The sequence below is a fragment of the Bartonella sp. SL317 genome (genome assembly GCF_059687655.1).
Map to the genome: position 1 here is coordinate 1,898,982 of NZ_CM185144.1, position 17,156 is coordinate 1,916,137.

9 protein-coding genes and 1 pseudogene are annotated in these 17,156 nt (G+C 36.1%); 6 read left to right on the top strand and 4 right to left on the bottom strand.

The annotated features are described in order from the left end of the window. Window positions 1–1,723 precede the first annotated feature (1,723 nt). Window positions 1,724–2,335 carry an invasion associated locus B family protein gene (locus AC6ER9_RS07930; RefSeq protein WP_497074196.1) on the top strand — a complete coding sequence of 204 codons (612 nt, stop codon included), beginning with the start codon at window positions 1,724–1,726 and terminating at the stop codon, window positions 2,333–2,335. A gap of 83 nt (window positions 2,336–2,418) precedes the next feature. On the opposite strand, the gene AC6ER9_RS07935 is transcribed toward AC6ER9_RS07930, so the two are convergent. Next, complete coding sequence (locus AC6ER9_RS07935; protein WP_497074197.1) at window positions 2,419–5,022, bottom strand: Rne/Rng family ribonuclease; 2,604 nt, start codon at window positions 5,020–5,022, stop codon at window positions 2,419–2,421. A gap of 599 nt (window positions 5,023–5,621) precedes the next feature. Here AC6ER9_RS07935 and AC6ER9_RS07940 point away from each other — a divergent pair. The 3 genes from AC6ER9_RS07940 to prfB all read left to right on the top strand — a co-directional run bounded on the left by AC6ER9_RS07940 (window position 5,622) and on the right by prfB (window position 10,781). Further along, entirely contained in the window at window positions 5,622–6,851 is a 1,230-nt protein-coding gene (locus AC6ER9_RS07940) for an N-acetylmuramoyl-L-alanine amidase family protein (protein ID WP_497074198.1), read from the top strand. A gap of 167 nt (window positions 6,852–7,018) precedes the next feature. Beyond that, entirely contained in the window at window positions 7,019–9,484 is a 2,466-nt protein-coding gene (locus tag AC6ER9_RS07945) for a penicillin-binding protein 1A (RefSeq protein WP_497074199.1), read from the top strand. 168 nt (window positions 9,485–9,652) lie between these two features. Beyond that, window positions 9,653–10,781, top strand: a protein-coding gene (gene prfB, locus AC6ER9_RS07950) for a peptide chain release factor 2 (RefSeq protein WP_497074200.1) whose coding sequence is annotated in 2 segments (ribosomal slippage) — window positions 9,653–9,721 and window positions 9,723–10,781 — 1,128 coding nt in all. Because the reading frame shifts where the segments join, the coding sequence is not laid out codon by codon here. A gap of 366 nt (window positions 10,782–11,147) precedes the next feature. Here prfB and AC6ER9_RS07955 read toward each other — a convergent pair. From AC6ER9_RS07955 to AC6ER9_RS07965, 3 genes and pseudogenes are all read right to left on the bottom strand, one after another. Further along, on the bottom strand, window positions 11,148–11,633 hold the full coding sequence (locus AC6ER9_RS07955; protein ID WP_497074201.1) for a peroxiredoxin: 486 nt from the start codon (window positions 11,631–11,633) through the stop codon (window positions 11,148–11,150). A 214-nt stretch (window positions 11,634–11,847) separates the two neighbouring features. Further along, window positions 11,848–13,101, bottom strand: a complete 1,254-nt coding sequence (tyrS, locus tag AC6ER9_RS07960) for a tyrosine--tRNA ligase (RefSeq protein ID WP_497074202.1) — start codon at window positions 13,099–13,101, stop codon at window positions 11,848–11,850. A 319-nt stretch (window positions 13,102–13,420) separates the two neighbouring features. Beyond that, window positions 13,421–14,100, bottom strand: a pseudogene (locus tag AC6ER9_RS07965) (alpha/beta hydrolase). Window positions 14,101–14,260: 160 nt separating this feature from the next. Between AC6ER9_RS07965 and AC6ER9_RS07970 the strand changes: the two are divergent. Together AC6ER9_RS07970 and sufB are read left to right on the top strand one after the other, a co-directional pair. After that, window positions 14,261–15,406 carry a cysteine desulfurase family protein gene (locus tag AC6ER9_RS07970; protein ID WP_497074203.1) on the top strand — a complete coding sequence of 382 codons (1,146 nt, stop codon included), beginning with the start codon at window positions 14,261–14,263 and terminating at the stop codon, window positions 15,404–15,406. 173 nt (window positions 15,407–15,579) lie between these two features. Then, complete coding sequence (gene sufB, locus AC6ER9_RS07975; protein ID WP_497074204.1) at window positions 15,580–17,091, top strand: Fe-S cluster assembly protein SufB; 1,512 nt, start codon at window positions 15,580–15,582, stop codon at window positions 17,089–17,091. The last annotated feature ends 65 nt before the right edge of the window (window positions 17,092–17,156 follow it).

Genomic DNA, 17,156 nt, shown 5'->3' on the forward strand with positions numbered 1-17,156 from the left:
ACTGAAACATTGACAGTTTATTATTCATTTTATGAAGAAAGAAAAGTTTTTAAATTTTTCTATGGTCATATCATATTCAAACATTAAAAAATGCGTTTGATCTACTTATCATTAACAGTTCTTATTTCAACACGAATGCTCATATTTCTCAGTATACCTAAGCTTATTTTATGATAGTGTCTGTGAAGGGTACAACGTAAAATTTTCGATGAAGTGTATAAAATCTATTATTATCATTTTTGTTTAATAAAGGTATAACGGTGGCATGATCATACAATTGTTATTCCTCACTGTTGTACAACAACATTGGACACGTTAAATTATTTTATAAGGGGGGGCCTTTATTCCATTGTTCAACGATTTTTTATTTTATACAACCAACATCGTTTGTGATGGGGAAAGTGAATAGATTTGATTGTTTTAATACAAAGAGAGGTTTATTCTATTAGAATTTATATAAAATATTGACTTATAATAATTAATTATTTTTCTTAAATAAGAATATAATGTAAGCTGCTCTTATTCCAAACCTATTTACGTTGAATTAATCAAAACCATTCGTTGGTACATTACTAGGAAAGAAGAGCCGTGTGGAAACAACTGCACAAGAAAGGAATAAAATTTGCTCTTATGAATCGCTTCAAGTGCCAAAAGCTGTCGCCACACAGCGTTGAACGCAGGCAAAGCTGTGATAGCATCAGATGACTCTTTCATAAGCGTAAAGATGGGGATATTCAATAACTTTATCATTGTATCATATCAGTCAAGGGAGAAAAATTACCAATAAGGAAGAAATACTTTCCTTTTTACAGGCGCCATCGTGAAATGGTTTTAGGTACCTTAAGAAATGTGTTGAAAAAAAGCGTATAACTATACAATGGTGCTCTGTTTTTTATGAGGGCTATGACTTCGTAAAAGTAAGCGCGATAAACAAAAGCGTGAGACAATGCGTAATTTTCAATATGAAAAATACTAACTTCTTTTAATTAATATATTATTCTCTTTTAAAGAAAGTTTATTATAAAAATATTTTCGACAGTTATAGGTTTTCTGTCCGAGAAATAAGAAAAATAATTTCTTAGTAGTGTATTTTAAAACTCAATTTTTTTAGCCAAAAGCTACAAAATATACAAGTTTTATGACAAAAGCATACGATCATTGTTTCATAAACCAAGGATAAAAAGGACCTACAGAAAAATTTCTTACAATTTTTCAAAAACTGTAGGTTAGGAATGAGTTTAGTTTGTAAATGTCCTTATAATTTAACTTTATCCTTTTTATTTCATACAAAGGACATATAAAAACGTGGTTTTCATATGATATTTTGGAGTTTCATGCACTACAATATTCGTTGCTAAAGCTTTGTAGCCTCACATGAAGTGTAAGAAATTTAAATTCGTAAGATTTTTAAACTAGTATAAGACTTTATTGTAATTAGTATTGCAATATTGATTCGTTTGTGTAATCTTAGCGCCAATGTACAGAAGTGTTTTATGGATAGATTGCGTCAAACACGAGTGTGATCATAGGGGAATGCTATATCGGTATGTAAATTAAAATGCTCATCGTAGTTTTTTCTCTAAATTTGACTTTTTTTTTTATATTAAAGTAAAAATAATAAAATTAATTATCATTTCATTATAATTTAATAAATTTAAGTTGGAATTATATTTAATATTTTTTTAAAATTACTTAAAAGCGCATTGAAAGGATTAACTTAATCATGTCGCATAAAAATGTTTATTCTGCTGTTTCAGCATTAGTTGGAGCCGCTGCCCTTTTTCTTATAGCTGGTGTTTCTGCAAATGCACAAACTTTATCGCAAGGTTGGTACAAAGTTTGCAGCAAGCAGCATGATGTTGATATTTGTAATACAATGAATACGGTATTATCGAATACGGGACAACCTTTAACGGCTTTTAATATTGTTGAAATAAAAGGGAAACAAAATGAAAAGCGTATAGGTATTCAAGTGCCTACAGGTCGTTTTTTGCCAGAAGGTGTTCTCATTAAAATTGGTGATGATTTCTCTAAAAAAATTCCTTATATCATTTGTAATGGACCGAGTTGTATTGCCAATGATGTCTTAGATGATAAGCTTATCGCAGCTATGAAAAGTGGTACAAAAATGGTTGTAACCACTGTTAATTTCCGTGGTTCAGCTAATCCTATTGAATTTTCTCTTAATGGATTTACAGCTGCATATACCGGTCCTGGGATGGAAGAAAAAGATTTTCAACAAGAGCAAATAAAGCTACAGCAAGCCATTCAATCAAAACAAAAAGAAATTGAAGAGCGTATGCAGGCTGAGCAGGAAAAAGCAAAACAAAAGTGATACACACGACGCCATAGAATTAATTGAATTTTTCTATAATTTCTTATTTAAACCGCCACAGTTTCCTGTGGCGTTTTTTATTTTTAATCTTTTGTAAGAGTTTTACGTTTCCACCAACCAACACGCTCAGTTTTGGGAACATCATTAGGCGTTGATGAGATAACAACGGGTTGGTTGATTACTTCTTCAATTGGGGAAGGAGAGGATTCGACAGCTTTTTTCGTTTTCATTATATTTTCTTTCTCTAAAGTTTTTTGTGTTGTCTCTTTAGAGGGTGATTTTTTGCGTGTTTTACATGTTGATTTTTTACTGTTTTCAGGAATTTTATCCTCTACCTCAATAGATTTACCTTCTTTTTTTGTTTTAGTTTTACCGACTAAACGAGTTTTAGAATTTTCTTCAAGAGATTTTTGTTCGGCAGCATCTTGCTCATTCTCTATAGAAAGTTGACTTTCTACTGCTTTTGAAGAACGTGTTTTACGTTTTTTAGGTTTTACACTTTTATCAACTTTTTCCGTTTCATCTTGTTGTTGTACATGGAGAGTTTGTGTATCATTTTTTGTTTCTTCAAGTTGAGAAGGTGGAACACGACGTTTGCGATGTTCTGCTTTAATTTCTGCTAAAGCCTGTTTAGCAAAATCTCCCACTGGTTCTGCGTAAAGAATGCGAATCTGATGAGAGCTATTATCTTGATGACGTCGACCACCTCGACGCCCTCGACGGCGTCCTCGACGATAAGAATCATTACTCAACATATCTTCTTTTTTATGAACGATGGAGAGAGAATGATCAATAACTTCATTTTGATGATTTTTGCGCTGGCGCTTTTGGTTTGCTTCAATGGAAGAGGAATTTTCAATAGATTTACTCTTTATGAAAATAGCCTCTTCAATTTCTTGCTTACTATCATCTTCCAATGAAGAATGAGACATGCTCTGTGCTATTGTACCTTTAGAAATAACAAGATGTTGTGTTCCAATGCTATCATCTGCTTCAATACTAATATTAAGTTTAAAGCGAGTTTCTAAATTAACAAGAATATTACGCTTATGGTTTAATACATAAAGCGCTGTTGCTACGGGTGTACGTACGATAATATTATATTGCGAATTGTGAAGAAGATATTCTTCAATTGAGCGCATGACATGTAAAGCAATTGATGATTCAGAACGTATATTTCCTGTTCCCGCGCAATGGGGGCAGGGCTGTGTTGTACTTTCTAAAACCGATATGCGAATACGTTGACGACTCATTTCTAATAGGCCAAAGTGTGAAATATGACCGACTTGAATACGGGCACGATCATTTTTTAAACAATCTTTTAATTTTTTTTCGACCAGTCGCACATTGCGTTCTTCAAGCATGTCGATAAAATCAATTACAATTAAACCGGCAAGGTCACGTAAACGTAATTGACGGGAAACTTCTTCTGCAGCTTCAAGATTCGTTTGTAAGGCTGTTTTTTCAACAGAGAATTCTTTCGTGGAGCGGCCAGAGTTTACGTCAATAGCAACAAGGGCTTCTGTTTGATTAATAACAAGATAACCACCAGATTTTAAAGAAACTTGTGGTTGCAACATTTTATCAAGTTGAATTTCAATATTATTTCTTGCAAAAATGGGGGTTGGATCGCGGTAAGGTTGCACAACTTTTGCATGACTTGGCATGAGCATGCGCATAAAATCTTTCGCTTCACGATATCCTTGGTCTCCAGAGACAAGAATTTCACTAATATTCTTATTATAAAGATCTCGTATAGAACGCTTTATGAGATTGCTTTCTTCATGAACAAGGCATGGTGCTGTTGATTCGAGCGTCAAATTGCGAATGGTATCCCATAACCGCATAAGATATTCATAATCGCGTTTAATTTCAGCTTTTGTTCTATTGGCACCAGCGGTTCGTAGAATAACGCCCATACCTTTGGGGACGGCTAATTCTTTTACGATTTCTTTAAGACGCTTACGGTCTTGCACATTGGTAATTTTTCGTGAAATGCCACCGCCACGTGCTGTGTTGGGCATTAAAACAGAATAACGACCCGCCAAAGAGAGATAGGTTGTAAGTGCAGCACCTTTATTACCACGTTCTTCCTTGATAACTTGCACCAGCAAAATTTGACGTCGTTTAATGACTTCTTGAATTTTATACTGACGCCCTTGTTTTCTTTGATAAGTTGGGAGCTCTTCACGGATGTCCTCAGCACCAACCATTTCAATCTCATCATGAGAAATATCAGCTTCTTCTATATCCTCAACTGCTGCTGCTTCGGATATGGCATCATTTTCAATATCCGCTGCTAAGATATTGTTTTTTTCTTTTTTCTTTGTTTTTCTGGAACGTTTTTTGTTTTTAGTGGCTTCTTCCGTAAAAGAATCAGGAGAATTTTCTCCTACAGCTGCTTTTTCTTCTTCTTCAAGGAGAGCAAGGCGATCAGCAATAGGAATTTGATAATAATCCGGATGAATTTCAGAAAATGTCAAAAAACCATGACGATTTCCACCGTATTCAACAAAAGCTGCTTGGAGAGACGGTTCCACACGCGTGATACGTGCAAGATAAATATTCCCCTTGAGCTGTTTTCTATGTTCTGATTCAAAATCAAGTTCTTCAATTTTGTTGCCGTGAACAACAACAACACGCGTTTCCTCCGGATGGGAGGCGTCTATAAGCATTTTGTTTGACATAAGTTAATATCCTGAAGGCGACATGCACAATTTTATTCAAACGAATGGTATAATCATTCGTAAACATAAAAGGTGGTCTGCCATAAAAGGGAGGTACCAGAAAAACAGGATGGAATACTACGCGCAGATGCATGAGTGCATTTACACCATTTCTCATCATTATCTCCACCCGTTTTGTATGACTCATATTTCTTAAAAGTCTCCGGTAAATAATCTTTAAAACAGTTCGGAGAACCGAACCAACGAATCTTAAGTGATGCAATCCTAATGTTATAACATAGAATTTTTTCATCCATAACAAAGTCTCAACGCATAATATGCAACAATCCTTCTGAAGACAACTTACTATACGTTATAGATAATTTAGATGGCTATTATCAGCTAGGAAGCATAAATATTTCTTTTATGTTGATATCATACGTTTGGCAAGTAACAATGTAAATCATATACCATGATAATATCTTTGTTACCTTAAATTTCGTTTTGGGCTGTTTATAATGAAGAGAGTGAATATTTATTATAAATTAAAGAATAAATAGGTTCATCGTTTTATATAACCAAAATAAATTATTATAAATAGAATGCAGAGTATTTTTCTTATGATAAGAGTGTTTTTTACCCAAAATTTGAAAACAGCCTATTGGAATATTATTTCGCAATTCATATGCTTTTTATTATTATTTTTGCTATGTCAAACCAGTGTTCAAGCGGCGGATTCTTTAAGACTTATCAATTTTCGAACCATTGGTGATAGTGCTCACACACGTATTATTGCGGTTTTCAATTCAAAGCCAAATGTTCGTTTGCAGATTTTGGATAGGCCTGCACGTTTAGTTATTAATTTACCGACAGTTGATTTTTCAATGCAAAATACGCCTTTAAAAAAACAGAATAAATTATCTGTTATGCTATTAGATGTGCGTTATGCTGTCTCTGATATACGAACTTCACGCATTATTTTGACAAGTAAAACGGGTTTTATTGTTGAAAAAACTATCGTAAAAAAATTAGATAATGGCTTATGGCAATTGCTGATTGATATTCGTAAAAGTACACAAGAAAAATTTGATGAGATATTAAAGAATCAACAAAAAACTAATTTTGATATAAAAACGCCATTATTTCCAGTCCAGAATTTTCGTGTTGTTCTTGACCCTGGTCACGGTGGTATTGATGGTGGTGCACGGGGTGTAACGGGGATCTTAGAAAAAGATGTAACCTTAGATTTTGCGCGTGCATTACGAGATGAATTACAAAAGGACTTTCATATTAGTGTTGCTTTAACGCGTGATTCTGATACCTTTTTGAGATTAAGTGAAAGAGTTAAAAAAGCGCAAGAGTTTGATGCTGATCTTTTTATATCCATTCATGCAGATACAATTAATGTGCATTCTCTTCGCGGTGCCACAGTATATACCATATCAGATAAAGCTTCTGACGCGATTGCAAAATCTTTAGCTGAAAGTGAAAATAAAGTTGATTTGCTTGATGGCTTGCCAGCAGATGAAACGCTTGAGGTTACAGATATTTTGATGGATCTTACGCGGCGTGAAACGCATATGTTTTCGGTTAATTTTGCTAATAGTGTTATTTCAAGTTTACTAAAGAGTCATATTCACTTGATCAATAACCCTCATCGTTATGCTAATTTTCAAGTTTTAAGAGCTTCAGATATACCCTCTGTCTTGATAGAGATAGGATATTTATCCAATAAAGAGGATGAAAAGTTATTAAACAACCCTCATTGGAGAAAACAAATGGCAGCCTCTATTGCTCATTCTATTCGTCAATTTGCTGATTATCGGCAGAAAATGGTACAGCCTCTTTAAATTTGTGAGAAAATAGAGTAATCAGTATAGGATTTCAGTGTATCCTAGTCTAAATAAAATAGAAAACAATTTTTCTTTATCTCAATCTTGTGGTGATATCTACGTAATGTGGTTGAGGTAGCGTATTTTTTCTTTGATCAGTTCTTAAGAAAGCGATAGCTGTTTTTATGATGATTTTTTTAAGATATCTTGTTCGTTTTTTTGTTGCTACTGGGCTTTGTGGCGCAATAGCATGGGGTGTTATGACCAGTTGTCGAGCAAATGCACTTCCTGATTATGAAATTCTTTCACTTTATGAGCCACCGGTAATGACCCGTGTCCATGCTTCTGATGGAAGTCTTATGGCAGAGTTTGCAACAAAACATCGCCTCTATTTACCGATCCAATCCATACCAAAGCTTGTTAAAGATGCCTTTATTTCGGCTGAAGACAAAAACTTTTATCATCATTTTGGTTTAGATCCAGAAGGACTTTCTCGGGCTTTGATCAATAATATTCGTAATATTGGTTCTGGAAGACGTCCAGAGGGAGCGTCAACCATAACGCAACAGGTCGCTAAAAACTTTCTTTTAAGTTCAGAAACAACATTAGAGCGTAAATTTAAGGAAGCTATTTTAGCAATGCGTATTGAGAAAACTTACTCAAAAGATCATATTCTCGAACTTTATCTCAATGAAATTTACTTAGGTCGAGGTACTTATGGTGTAGCCGCTGCTTCTTTGACCTATTTTAATAAGTCCGTTAATGATCTAACGCTAGAAGAATGTGCTTATTTGGCGGCTCTTCCAAAAGGACCAGCCAATTATGATCCATTTAAGAATACAAAGCGCGCTATTGATCGGCGCAATTGGGTTATAGACCGGATGGTTGCAAATGGGTATGTAACGCGTGAACAAGGTGAAAAAGCGAAAGCTAAGCCTTTAGGAGCGACAATCCGAGGAAGTGATAACTATGTTTTTGCGGCTGATTATTTTACTGAAGAAGTACGTCGTCGTTTAATGCATCGCTATGGAGCGAAAACACTTTATGAAGGTGGGTTATCCATCCGTACAACGCTTGATCCGCGTTTACAACTTATTGCTCGGCGAGCTTTGCACAATGGATTAGTTAAATTTGATCATTCGCAAGGATGGCGTGGCGCTTACGCGCATATTGATCAGAAAGGTGATTGGGGGGAAGAGCTTGCGAATATCTCAGGCTTAAGTGATGTTCCTGAATGGCGTTTAGCCGTTGTTCTTTCTGCTAGTCCCAATAAAGTAAAGATTGGTTTACAGCCACAGCACAAAGCTTCGGGGATGCTCTCAAAAAAACGTGAAATTGCTATTTTATCTGAAGCTGATTCAAAATGGGCACTCCATGTTGTGAAGGAAAATGGTTATCGAAGAACTGTTCAGAGCTTGTCTGATGTTCTGCACGTTGGAGATGTCATTTTTGTTGAAAAGCTACCCAATACAAATAACATTTATCGTTTACAACAAATTCCAAAGGTTGAAGGTGCCATCGTTGCGATGGAGCCTCATACAGGGCGCGTTCTTGCGATGGTAGGAGGCTTTTCTTTTGCAGCATCTGAGTTTAACCGAGCAACACAAGCTTATCGTCAACCGGGGTCGGCTTTTAAGCCGTTTGTCTATGCAGCCGCACTTGATAATGGATATACGCCAGCATCGGTTATTTTAGATGGTCCCATCGAAGTTCACCAGTATAATGGTGAAGTTTGGCAACCTAAAAATTATGGTGGTACTTTTGCAGGACCTTCAACATTACGTTATGGTATTGAACGTTCTCGTAATCTGATGACCGTAAGACTTGCCAATGATATGGGAATGCCTCTTGTTGCTGAATATGCAGAACGTTTTGGTGTAGTCGATAAACTACAGCCTTATCTTCCCATGGCTTTAGGAGCTGCTGAGACAACCGTATTACGAATGGTTACAGCTTATTCTGTTATTGCCAATGGGGGACGCTCTATTAACCCTTCTTTGATAGATCGAATTCAAGATCGTTATGGGAAGACAATTTATCGTCATGACGATCGGATTTGTGAGCATTGTAATGCTCAGACATGGAATAATCAACGTGAGCCCACATTAATTGATGAAAGAGATCAAGTTCTTGATCCTATGACAGCTTATCAGATTACTTCGATGATGGAAGGGGTTGTTCAACGTGGTACTGCAGCGCGTTTACGTTATCTTAATCGACATATTGCGGCTAAAACAGGAACAACCAATGATTCTAAAGATGTCTGGTTTATGGGATTTACGCCCGATCTCGTCGTTGGTGTTTTTGTTGGTTACGATCAACCTGCTCCATTAGGATATAATGGAACGGGAAGTTCATTAGCAGCCCCTATTTTTGGTGAATTTATGGAAGATGCTCTTAAAGGAAAGCCAGATGTTCCCTTTAAGATGCCAAAAGATATGATTTTAATGCCCATTAATCGAAAAACAGGAATGCTTGCAGAAAGAGGAGATCAAGATGTTATTATAGAGGCATTTAAACCAGGAACTGGTCCTGCTGATATATATCAAGTCATTGGAGGTACGAATTCTTTTCAAGAAGGTGTTCCTGCAGTAACCACTTCTCCACAAGTCAATAAAGCTCTTGAAAGCGGGGCAGGTGGTCTGTATTAATTGACAAGATCTTTTTTGCTATGAACCTTGGTTTTTTTCTATTTTTTATAGTATCAGTTCTGTAAATAGAATGATGAATCCAAGCCATTTCTTTCTAGAATTTATTAAATTTGTATAAAATATTAAGAGATGTAATCAGAAAGAGTGTAAAAAATACGGTGTTGAATTATGCGAGCAGAAATAGAAACATTAGTTGATGAAATTCAAAAAGCAATTCAATTGCTAAGGGGGCATCTTTGACTGGGATCAATCATTAAAGCGTCTTGAATATCTTAATCAAAAAGCAGAAGATCCTACACTTTGGGATGATGCGCAACGAGCACAGGATATGATGCGTGAGCGTCAGCGTCTTGATGATTCAATCAATGGTCTTTTATCATTTACAAAAACACTTGAAGAATGCATAGAGCTCATTGCGATGGGTGAAGAAGAAAGTGATGTTGAAGTTATTGCTGATGCGGAAAATTCAATACGTAATCTTAAAAGTGAAATCGATAAAAGGCAAATTGATGTGCTTCTTTCAGGAGAGGCCGATCCCAATGATACCTATTTAGAAATTCATGCTGGGGCAGGGGGAACAGAAAGCCAAGATTGGGCTTCTATGCTCTTGCGTATGTATATGCGCTGGGCTGAACAGCATGAAATGAAAGTTGAGCTATTAGAAATTCATGATGGGGAAGAAGCGGGAATAAAATCAGCGACTATTCTTGTAAAGGGGCATAATGCTTATGGATTGTTGAAAACAGAATCAGGTGTTCATCGCTTGGTACGAATTTCTCCCTTTGATTCGAATGCAAAGCGTCATACTTCTTTTGCGAGCATTTGGGTTTATCCAGTTATTGATGACAATATTGAAGTTGATGTTTCAGAAGCAGATGTGCGTATTGATACATATCGTGCATCTGGAGCAGGAGGGCAACATGTCAATACGACAGATTCTGCTGTTCGTATCACACATATAAAAACGGGTATTGTTGTTCAATGTCAAACTGAGCGTTCTCAGCATAAAAATCGTGCTACGGCTTGGTCGATGTTACGGGCACGTCTTTATGAAGAAGAGCTCAAAAAAAGAGAAGAAGAAACCAATGCTGTTGAATCTTCTAAAACAGAAATCGGATGGGGACATCAAATTAGATCTTATGTTCTTCAACCTTATCAACTTGTAAAAGATTTGCGTACAGGCGTTGAAAATACTGATCCACAATCTGTTCTTAATGGGAACTTAGATGCATTTATAGAGGCCGCACTTTCTCAACGTATTTATGGAAAAGACAAAGAAGTTGAGGATATTCATTAGTCTCTCTTTCAAGCTGTGCAGATTTACTTTTTAAGCTATTTTTTTATTGATATCGTGAGGTACAGATAAGTCTTTATACTTGGAGAGGTTCAAAAAGACATTTTTCTGTTCTTTTTTTTCAAGTTTTTTCTTACAAGCTAATTCTGCTTATGATGTACCAGTGAATTTATTTTGATTAATTCAAGATAAAAAAGGATTTGAAAGGGGAGAATTTTAACAATTCAGGGAACTAATTTAAATGATAACTAATCAGTTATCTGTATAAATCACGACATCACGATATATTGTAAAAATTGAATTTGTTGGAAAAATAAAACAAATTGGAGAGAATGACTTTTTCTTTTAAAAGTAAGTTAAATACTCAGCTTACAAGTCATTATTACGATGTAAAAGAGTTGCAGCAGCTAAAACATTTTCAGCGTGTCCAGATACGCTGACCTTGCGCCATTCTTCTGCTATTTTTCCATTTTCATCAATTAAAAAAGTGCTCCGTTCAACACCCATATATTTGCGTCCATACATGCTTTTTTCTACCCAAACACCATAAGCTTCAAGGGTTGTTTTTTCTTCGTCGGAAACAAGGATGACATCAAGCCCATGTTTGATTTTAAATTTATCATGTTTTTTTACATTATCTGGAGAAATGCCAATAACAGTGACACCAATTTCATCAAATTTCATCTTTAATTGTGTGAAATCGAGTGCTTCAGTTGTGCAGCCACTGGTGTCATCTTTAGGATAAAAATATAAAACAACTGGTTTGCCTTTAAAGTCAGAAAGACAAACTGTCTCTCCTCCATCACGTGGCAAATTAAAATTGGGAGCAAGAGTCCCTTTCATTGATTTTGTCATTTTCTTATCTTTCTTTTTGAGTGAAAAAAACAATGACTAGCATACAGAGAAGGCACAAAGTTTCAACTCTCTAAAATAAAATTATTTCAAAGCTTTTTCGCGATCATACAAAAATTATTCTGTCATAAAAAATAAATGAAAAATGCGAGAGAAAAGCGCACAAAACATCGTTATCATGGATAAAAATCTATGGAATGAATGAGATATTCATAGATTATAGTGGTTTGATCAATACATGTTTTTTCTTACCAAAAGAAAGTTTAATGATGCCTTTTGTCGTAATATCATTTTCAATAACAAGGTGTGTTTCATCCTTTATAATTTGATCATTAACACGTATGCCTCCACCTTGAATATGACGGCGCGCTTCGCTGTTGGATTTTGCAAGTCCTGCTTTGACTAGAAGAGAGAGCAATCCAACCCCTGTTTTTAATTCTGTTGCGTTCATTTCAACGGTTGGAAGATTTTCTCCAAGTGTTTTTTCTTCAAAGGTTTTGCGGGCAGTTTCTGCAGCTGCCTCAGCAAGAGCGCGTCCATGCAACATGGCTGTAATCTCTGTTGCAAGAATTTTTTTGGCTTCGTTAATTTCAGTCCCTTGTAATGAAGAAAGTCTGAGAATCTCATCCATTGGCAATGTCGTATAAAGCTTTAGAAATCGTGTAACATCCGCATCTTCTGTATTGCGCCAATATTGCCAAAATTGATAAGGAGAAAGCATATCAGCATTCAGCCATACAGCACCATTCAATGATTTACCCATTTTGGCACCGGAAGAGGTCGTCAGCAATGGTGATGTTAATGCATATAATTGTGGTGCTCCTAAACGATGCCCTAATTCGATCCCGTTAATAATGTTTCCCCATTGATCAGATCCCCCCATTTGCATACGCAAGCCATAACGTTTATAAAGTTCAACAAAATCATAAGCTTGCAAAATCATATAATTAAACTCTAAGAAGGACAAAGAATGCTCACGCTCAAGTCTGAGTTTAACAGAATCAAATGACAACATACGGTTGACAGAAAAACATTTTCCTACATCACGCAGGAATTCTAAATAGTTTAAATTGCATAACCATTCAGCATTATTCACAATACAAGCATCGGTTTCTCGATCACCGAAGGTTAAATAGTTAGAAAATACCTTTTTAATACCCTCAATATTGGTTGCAATATCCTCTTGTGTTAGAAGCCGTCGTGCTTCATCTTTGAAGGAAGGGTCACCGATCAATCCTGTTCCTCCGCCCATCAAAGCAATGGGGCGATGACCCGTTTTTTGGAGCCAATAAAGCATCATAATCTGAAGAAGGCTTCCAGCATGTAAGCTTGATGCTGTTGGATCAAATCCAGTATAAGCGCTTACAGTTTCTTTTAAAAAAAGATCATCTAAGCCTTTTTCATCCGAAATTTGGTGGATAAAACCACGCTCGCTCATAATGTGTAAAAAATCAGATTTAAAGGCAAACACAGATTAAATTTCCTCATTAATAGGGTGAATTTATTGTATATAATAGATGATTATATAATGGATCATTAATCCCTTATCTACCATAAATGACACAAATCTCACAAGAGAGCGAGATATATTGGTCATGAAGAAATAAGATAGATGATCCTTCTTTTAGGCTAAACAAAGAGATGATCCAATAATAAAAAGGTATTTGTTTATCCTCACTTTATATTATGAAACAAAATTTAAGGAAAGCCGAAAAGACAGTCTAAAAAATAAGTTACTTCTTTATATCTAGAAATAAGCTTTGCGTTTTTTATCACTCTCTCGTGTTTTTCTAAGTGAGTGAAAGTATTTCCGGAGGAGGGGCGATAAGTTCATTGGTGATATGGCTATCTAAATAGTGGGCACATCGTTCAATAAGTTTTTCATGACATCCACTAAAAAAGTGATTAGCTTCTTCCAGTATTTCTTGTGTAATGACGATACCTTTTTGTGTTTTCAATTTATCGACAAGTATTTGAACATCCTTTGGGGGGCAACTTTATCGATACCACCATGAATGATAAGCCCAGAGGAGGGACAAGGTGCAAGAAATGAAAAATCATAAACATTCGGCTGAGGGGCAACAGAGATAAATCCCTCAATTTCCGGTCTGCGCATTAAAAGCTGCATACCAATCCATGCGCCAAATGAATATCCTGCTACCCAACAATTTTTAGAGTCTGGATGTTGTGTTTGCACCCAATCGAGAGCTGCAGCAGCATCTGAAAGTTCCCCTATTCCATAATCAAATTCACCTTGACTGCGGCCAATACCACGAAAGTTAAAACGTAAAGTTGTAAAGCCACGTTGCTGGAACATATAAAAGAGATCATAGACAATTTTGTGATTCATTGTTCCACCAAATTGGGGATGAGGATGCAAAATGATCGCAATGGGGGCATTTTTTTCTTGTGAAGGTTGATAACGCCCTTCGAGCCGCCCCGCGGGACCGTTAAAAATAATTTCTGGCATAAAAGGCTCCTTAAATGCTATAAAAGGCTCTCATTGACCTTGGTCGACTTTTACCATAGAATCTCTTAAATAATCATTAGATATTCTTTTTTTAATGCACTTTTCAAGCAAATTGCATTATTTTTTCATCCATTCAGAAGATAATAATGGCCGATGTAAAATGGATATAAAACGTCGATATTTTGATTATAATGCCACAACACCGCTCAAAAAAGTAGCGCGGATGGCGTTACTGGAATCTTTAGAGATATTTGGTAATCCTTCATCGGTTCATAAGGAAGGGCGTGCTGCTAAAATTTTATTGCAAAAGGCGCGCCGACAAATTGCTGAAAGTCTTAAAACAAATCCAGATAATGTTGTCTTTACTTCTGGTGCGAGTGAAGCAGCAATGACTTTGTTAACACCCTTTTACACGATGGGGAAGGCAAAGGTTCAGTTTTCTCATCTTTACCTTGGAGCAACTGAACACCCTTCTGTTGCAGAAGGAGGGCGTTTTCCAAAAGAGTTAATAAGTATTATTACTGTTGATCAAGATGGGCTTATTCAACAAGATAAATTAACATCACTCTTAAGGGATCACGATAAGACCAAAGGTTTACCTCTTGTTGCTATTCAAGCTGCAAATAGTGAAACGGGTGTTATTCAACCATTAAAAGAAATAGCTGCGATTGTTCGGGATTTAGGAGGTACTCTTATTGTTGATTTGACACAATATGTGGATAAAAATTTTGTTGATATTAACCAGCTAGGAGGAGACTTTTTTATACTGTCTGCACATAAAGTTGGCGGTCCTAAGGGAGTGGGTGCTTTTGTTTCATGTGGTCATCTTCTCATGCCATCCCCTCTTATTATCGGAGGGGGACAAGAAAAAGGTTTACGTGGAGGAACAGAAGCATTGCCTCTTATTGCTGCTTTTGGAGCAGCAATGGTTGACAGTTATAGCCAAGAAGAGATAAAACAGTTAGTATATTTGCGTAATAAATTAGAAGATGGACTCCAAAAAATAAGTCCAAATATTAAAATTTTTGGCAAAAGAGCTCAGCGTTTACTAAATACAACTTACTTTACTATAGAAAATATCAAAGCTGAAACGATGCAAATTGCTTTTGATTTAGAAGGTTTTTCTGTATCAGCTGGTTCTGCTTGTTCTTCGGGAAAAGTAAAACAAAGCAAAGTTTTGGAAGCAATGGGATATCATGTACCAAATGGTGCCATTCGCATTTCAATAGGGCGTAACACAACTTCTGAAGATATTGACGACTTTCTATTGTTTTTTTCTCAAATGATCAGCAAGAAAAAAGGATAAAACTCATCATGAGAAAATTATAAAAATTAGAATTATTTTAAAAATCAAATAACTTTGATTGAAATTTTCGCACTTTACCTATAGCCTTAAGAAATAACTTGCTTAACTTTACTCTTGAAAAAAACAAGACTTTTAAGTTACCGGTTTTTGATGCCCAAAAATGGAGAAATTTTATGCCGGCAGTACAAGAAACGATACGCCAAGTCCGTGAAATAGATGTTGACCAATATAAATATGGCTTTGAAACGAAAATTAAAACGGATAAAGCGCCCAAAGGTTTGAATGAAGATATTATCAGATTTATTTCTGCTAAAAAACATGAGCCTGAATGGATGCTAACATGGCGCCTACAAGCTTATCGCCGTTGGTTGACAATGCAAGAGCCTCATTGGGCACGTCTTGAATATCCTAAAATTGACTTTCAGGAGCTTTATTATTACGCAGCTCCGAAAAATCATACAGGACCCAAATCTTTGGACGAAGTAGATCCTGAATTATTAGCAACATACGAAAAACTTGGCATTCCCCTTAAAGAACAAGAGATTTTGGCAGGGGTAAGAAAACAGTCTGATCCCTCTACATTTGATGACAGCATGTCGGTATCGGGGCAGGTGGCTGTTGATGCGGTTTTTGATTCTGTTTCTGTTGTGACAACCTTTAAAAAGGAGTTGGCACGTGCAGGTGTAATTTTTTGCTCTATTTCAGAGGCGATTATTGAACATCCTGAGCTTATTAAAAAATATTTGGGAACCGTTGTACCAGCGGGAGATAATTATTATGCAGCTTTAAATGCAGCTGTTTTTACAGATGGTTCATTTGTTTATATTCCCAAAGGGGTTCGTTGTCCTATGGAGCTTTCAACTTATTTTAGGATTAATGAACGCAATACAGGGCAATTTGAGCGAACATTAATTATTGCTGCTGAAGATTCCTATGTTTCTTATCTTGAAGGGTGTACAGCCCCCCAACGTGATGAAAATCAACTTCATGCTGCTGTTGTTGAGCTTATTGCTCTTGAAAATGCAGAGATTAAATATTCTACAGTACAAAACTGGTACCCTGGCGATAAAGATGGAAAGGGCGGTATTTATAACTTTGTGACGAAGCGTGGAGATTGTCGAGGTGATAACTCCAAAATTTCATGGACACAAGTTGAGACTGGTTCCGCGATTACTTGGAAATATCCATCCTGTTTACTTCGCGGTGATAATGCGCGTGGAGAATTTTATTCTATTGCTGTTGCAAATGGTTACCAACAAATTGATTCTGGTACAAAAATGATTCATTTAGGGAAAAATACTTCCAGTCGTATTATTTCCAAAGGCATTTCGGCGGGTTTTTCAAATAATACTTATCGGGGACAAGTTTCAGCCCATCGAAAAGCACAAAATGCGCGTAACTTTACACAATGTGATAGTTTGTTAATCGGCAATGATTGTGGGGCGCATACAGTTCCTTATATTGAAGCAAAAAATGCAACAGCTCAGTTTGAACATGAAGCCACAACATCAAAAATTTCTGATGACCAACTTTTTTATGTTATGCAGAGAGGCATTCCCGAAGAAGAAGCCATTGCATTAATTGTCAATGGTTTTGTAAAAGAAGTTATTCAAAAACTTCCCATGGAATTTGCTGTTGAAGCGCAAAAGCTTATCGGTATTAGCCTTGAGGGGAGTGTTGGATGATTTTATTTAATGAGATAAGTAGAAGACTTGATGCAAAAAGGCTGTAACAGTAGAAAATAATGTAA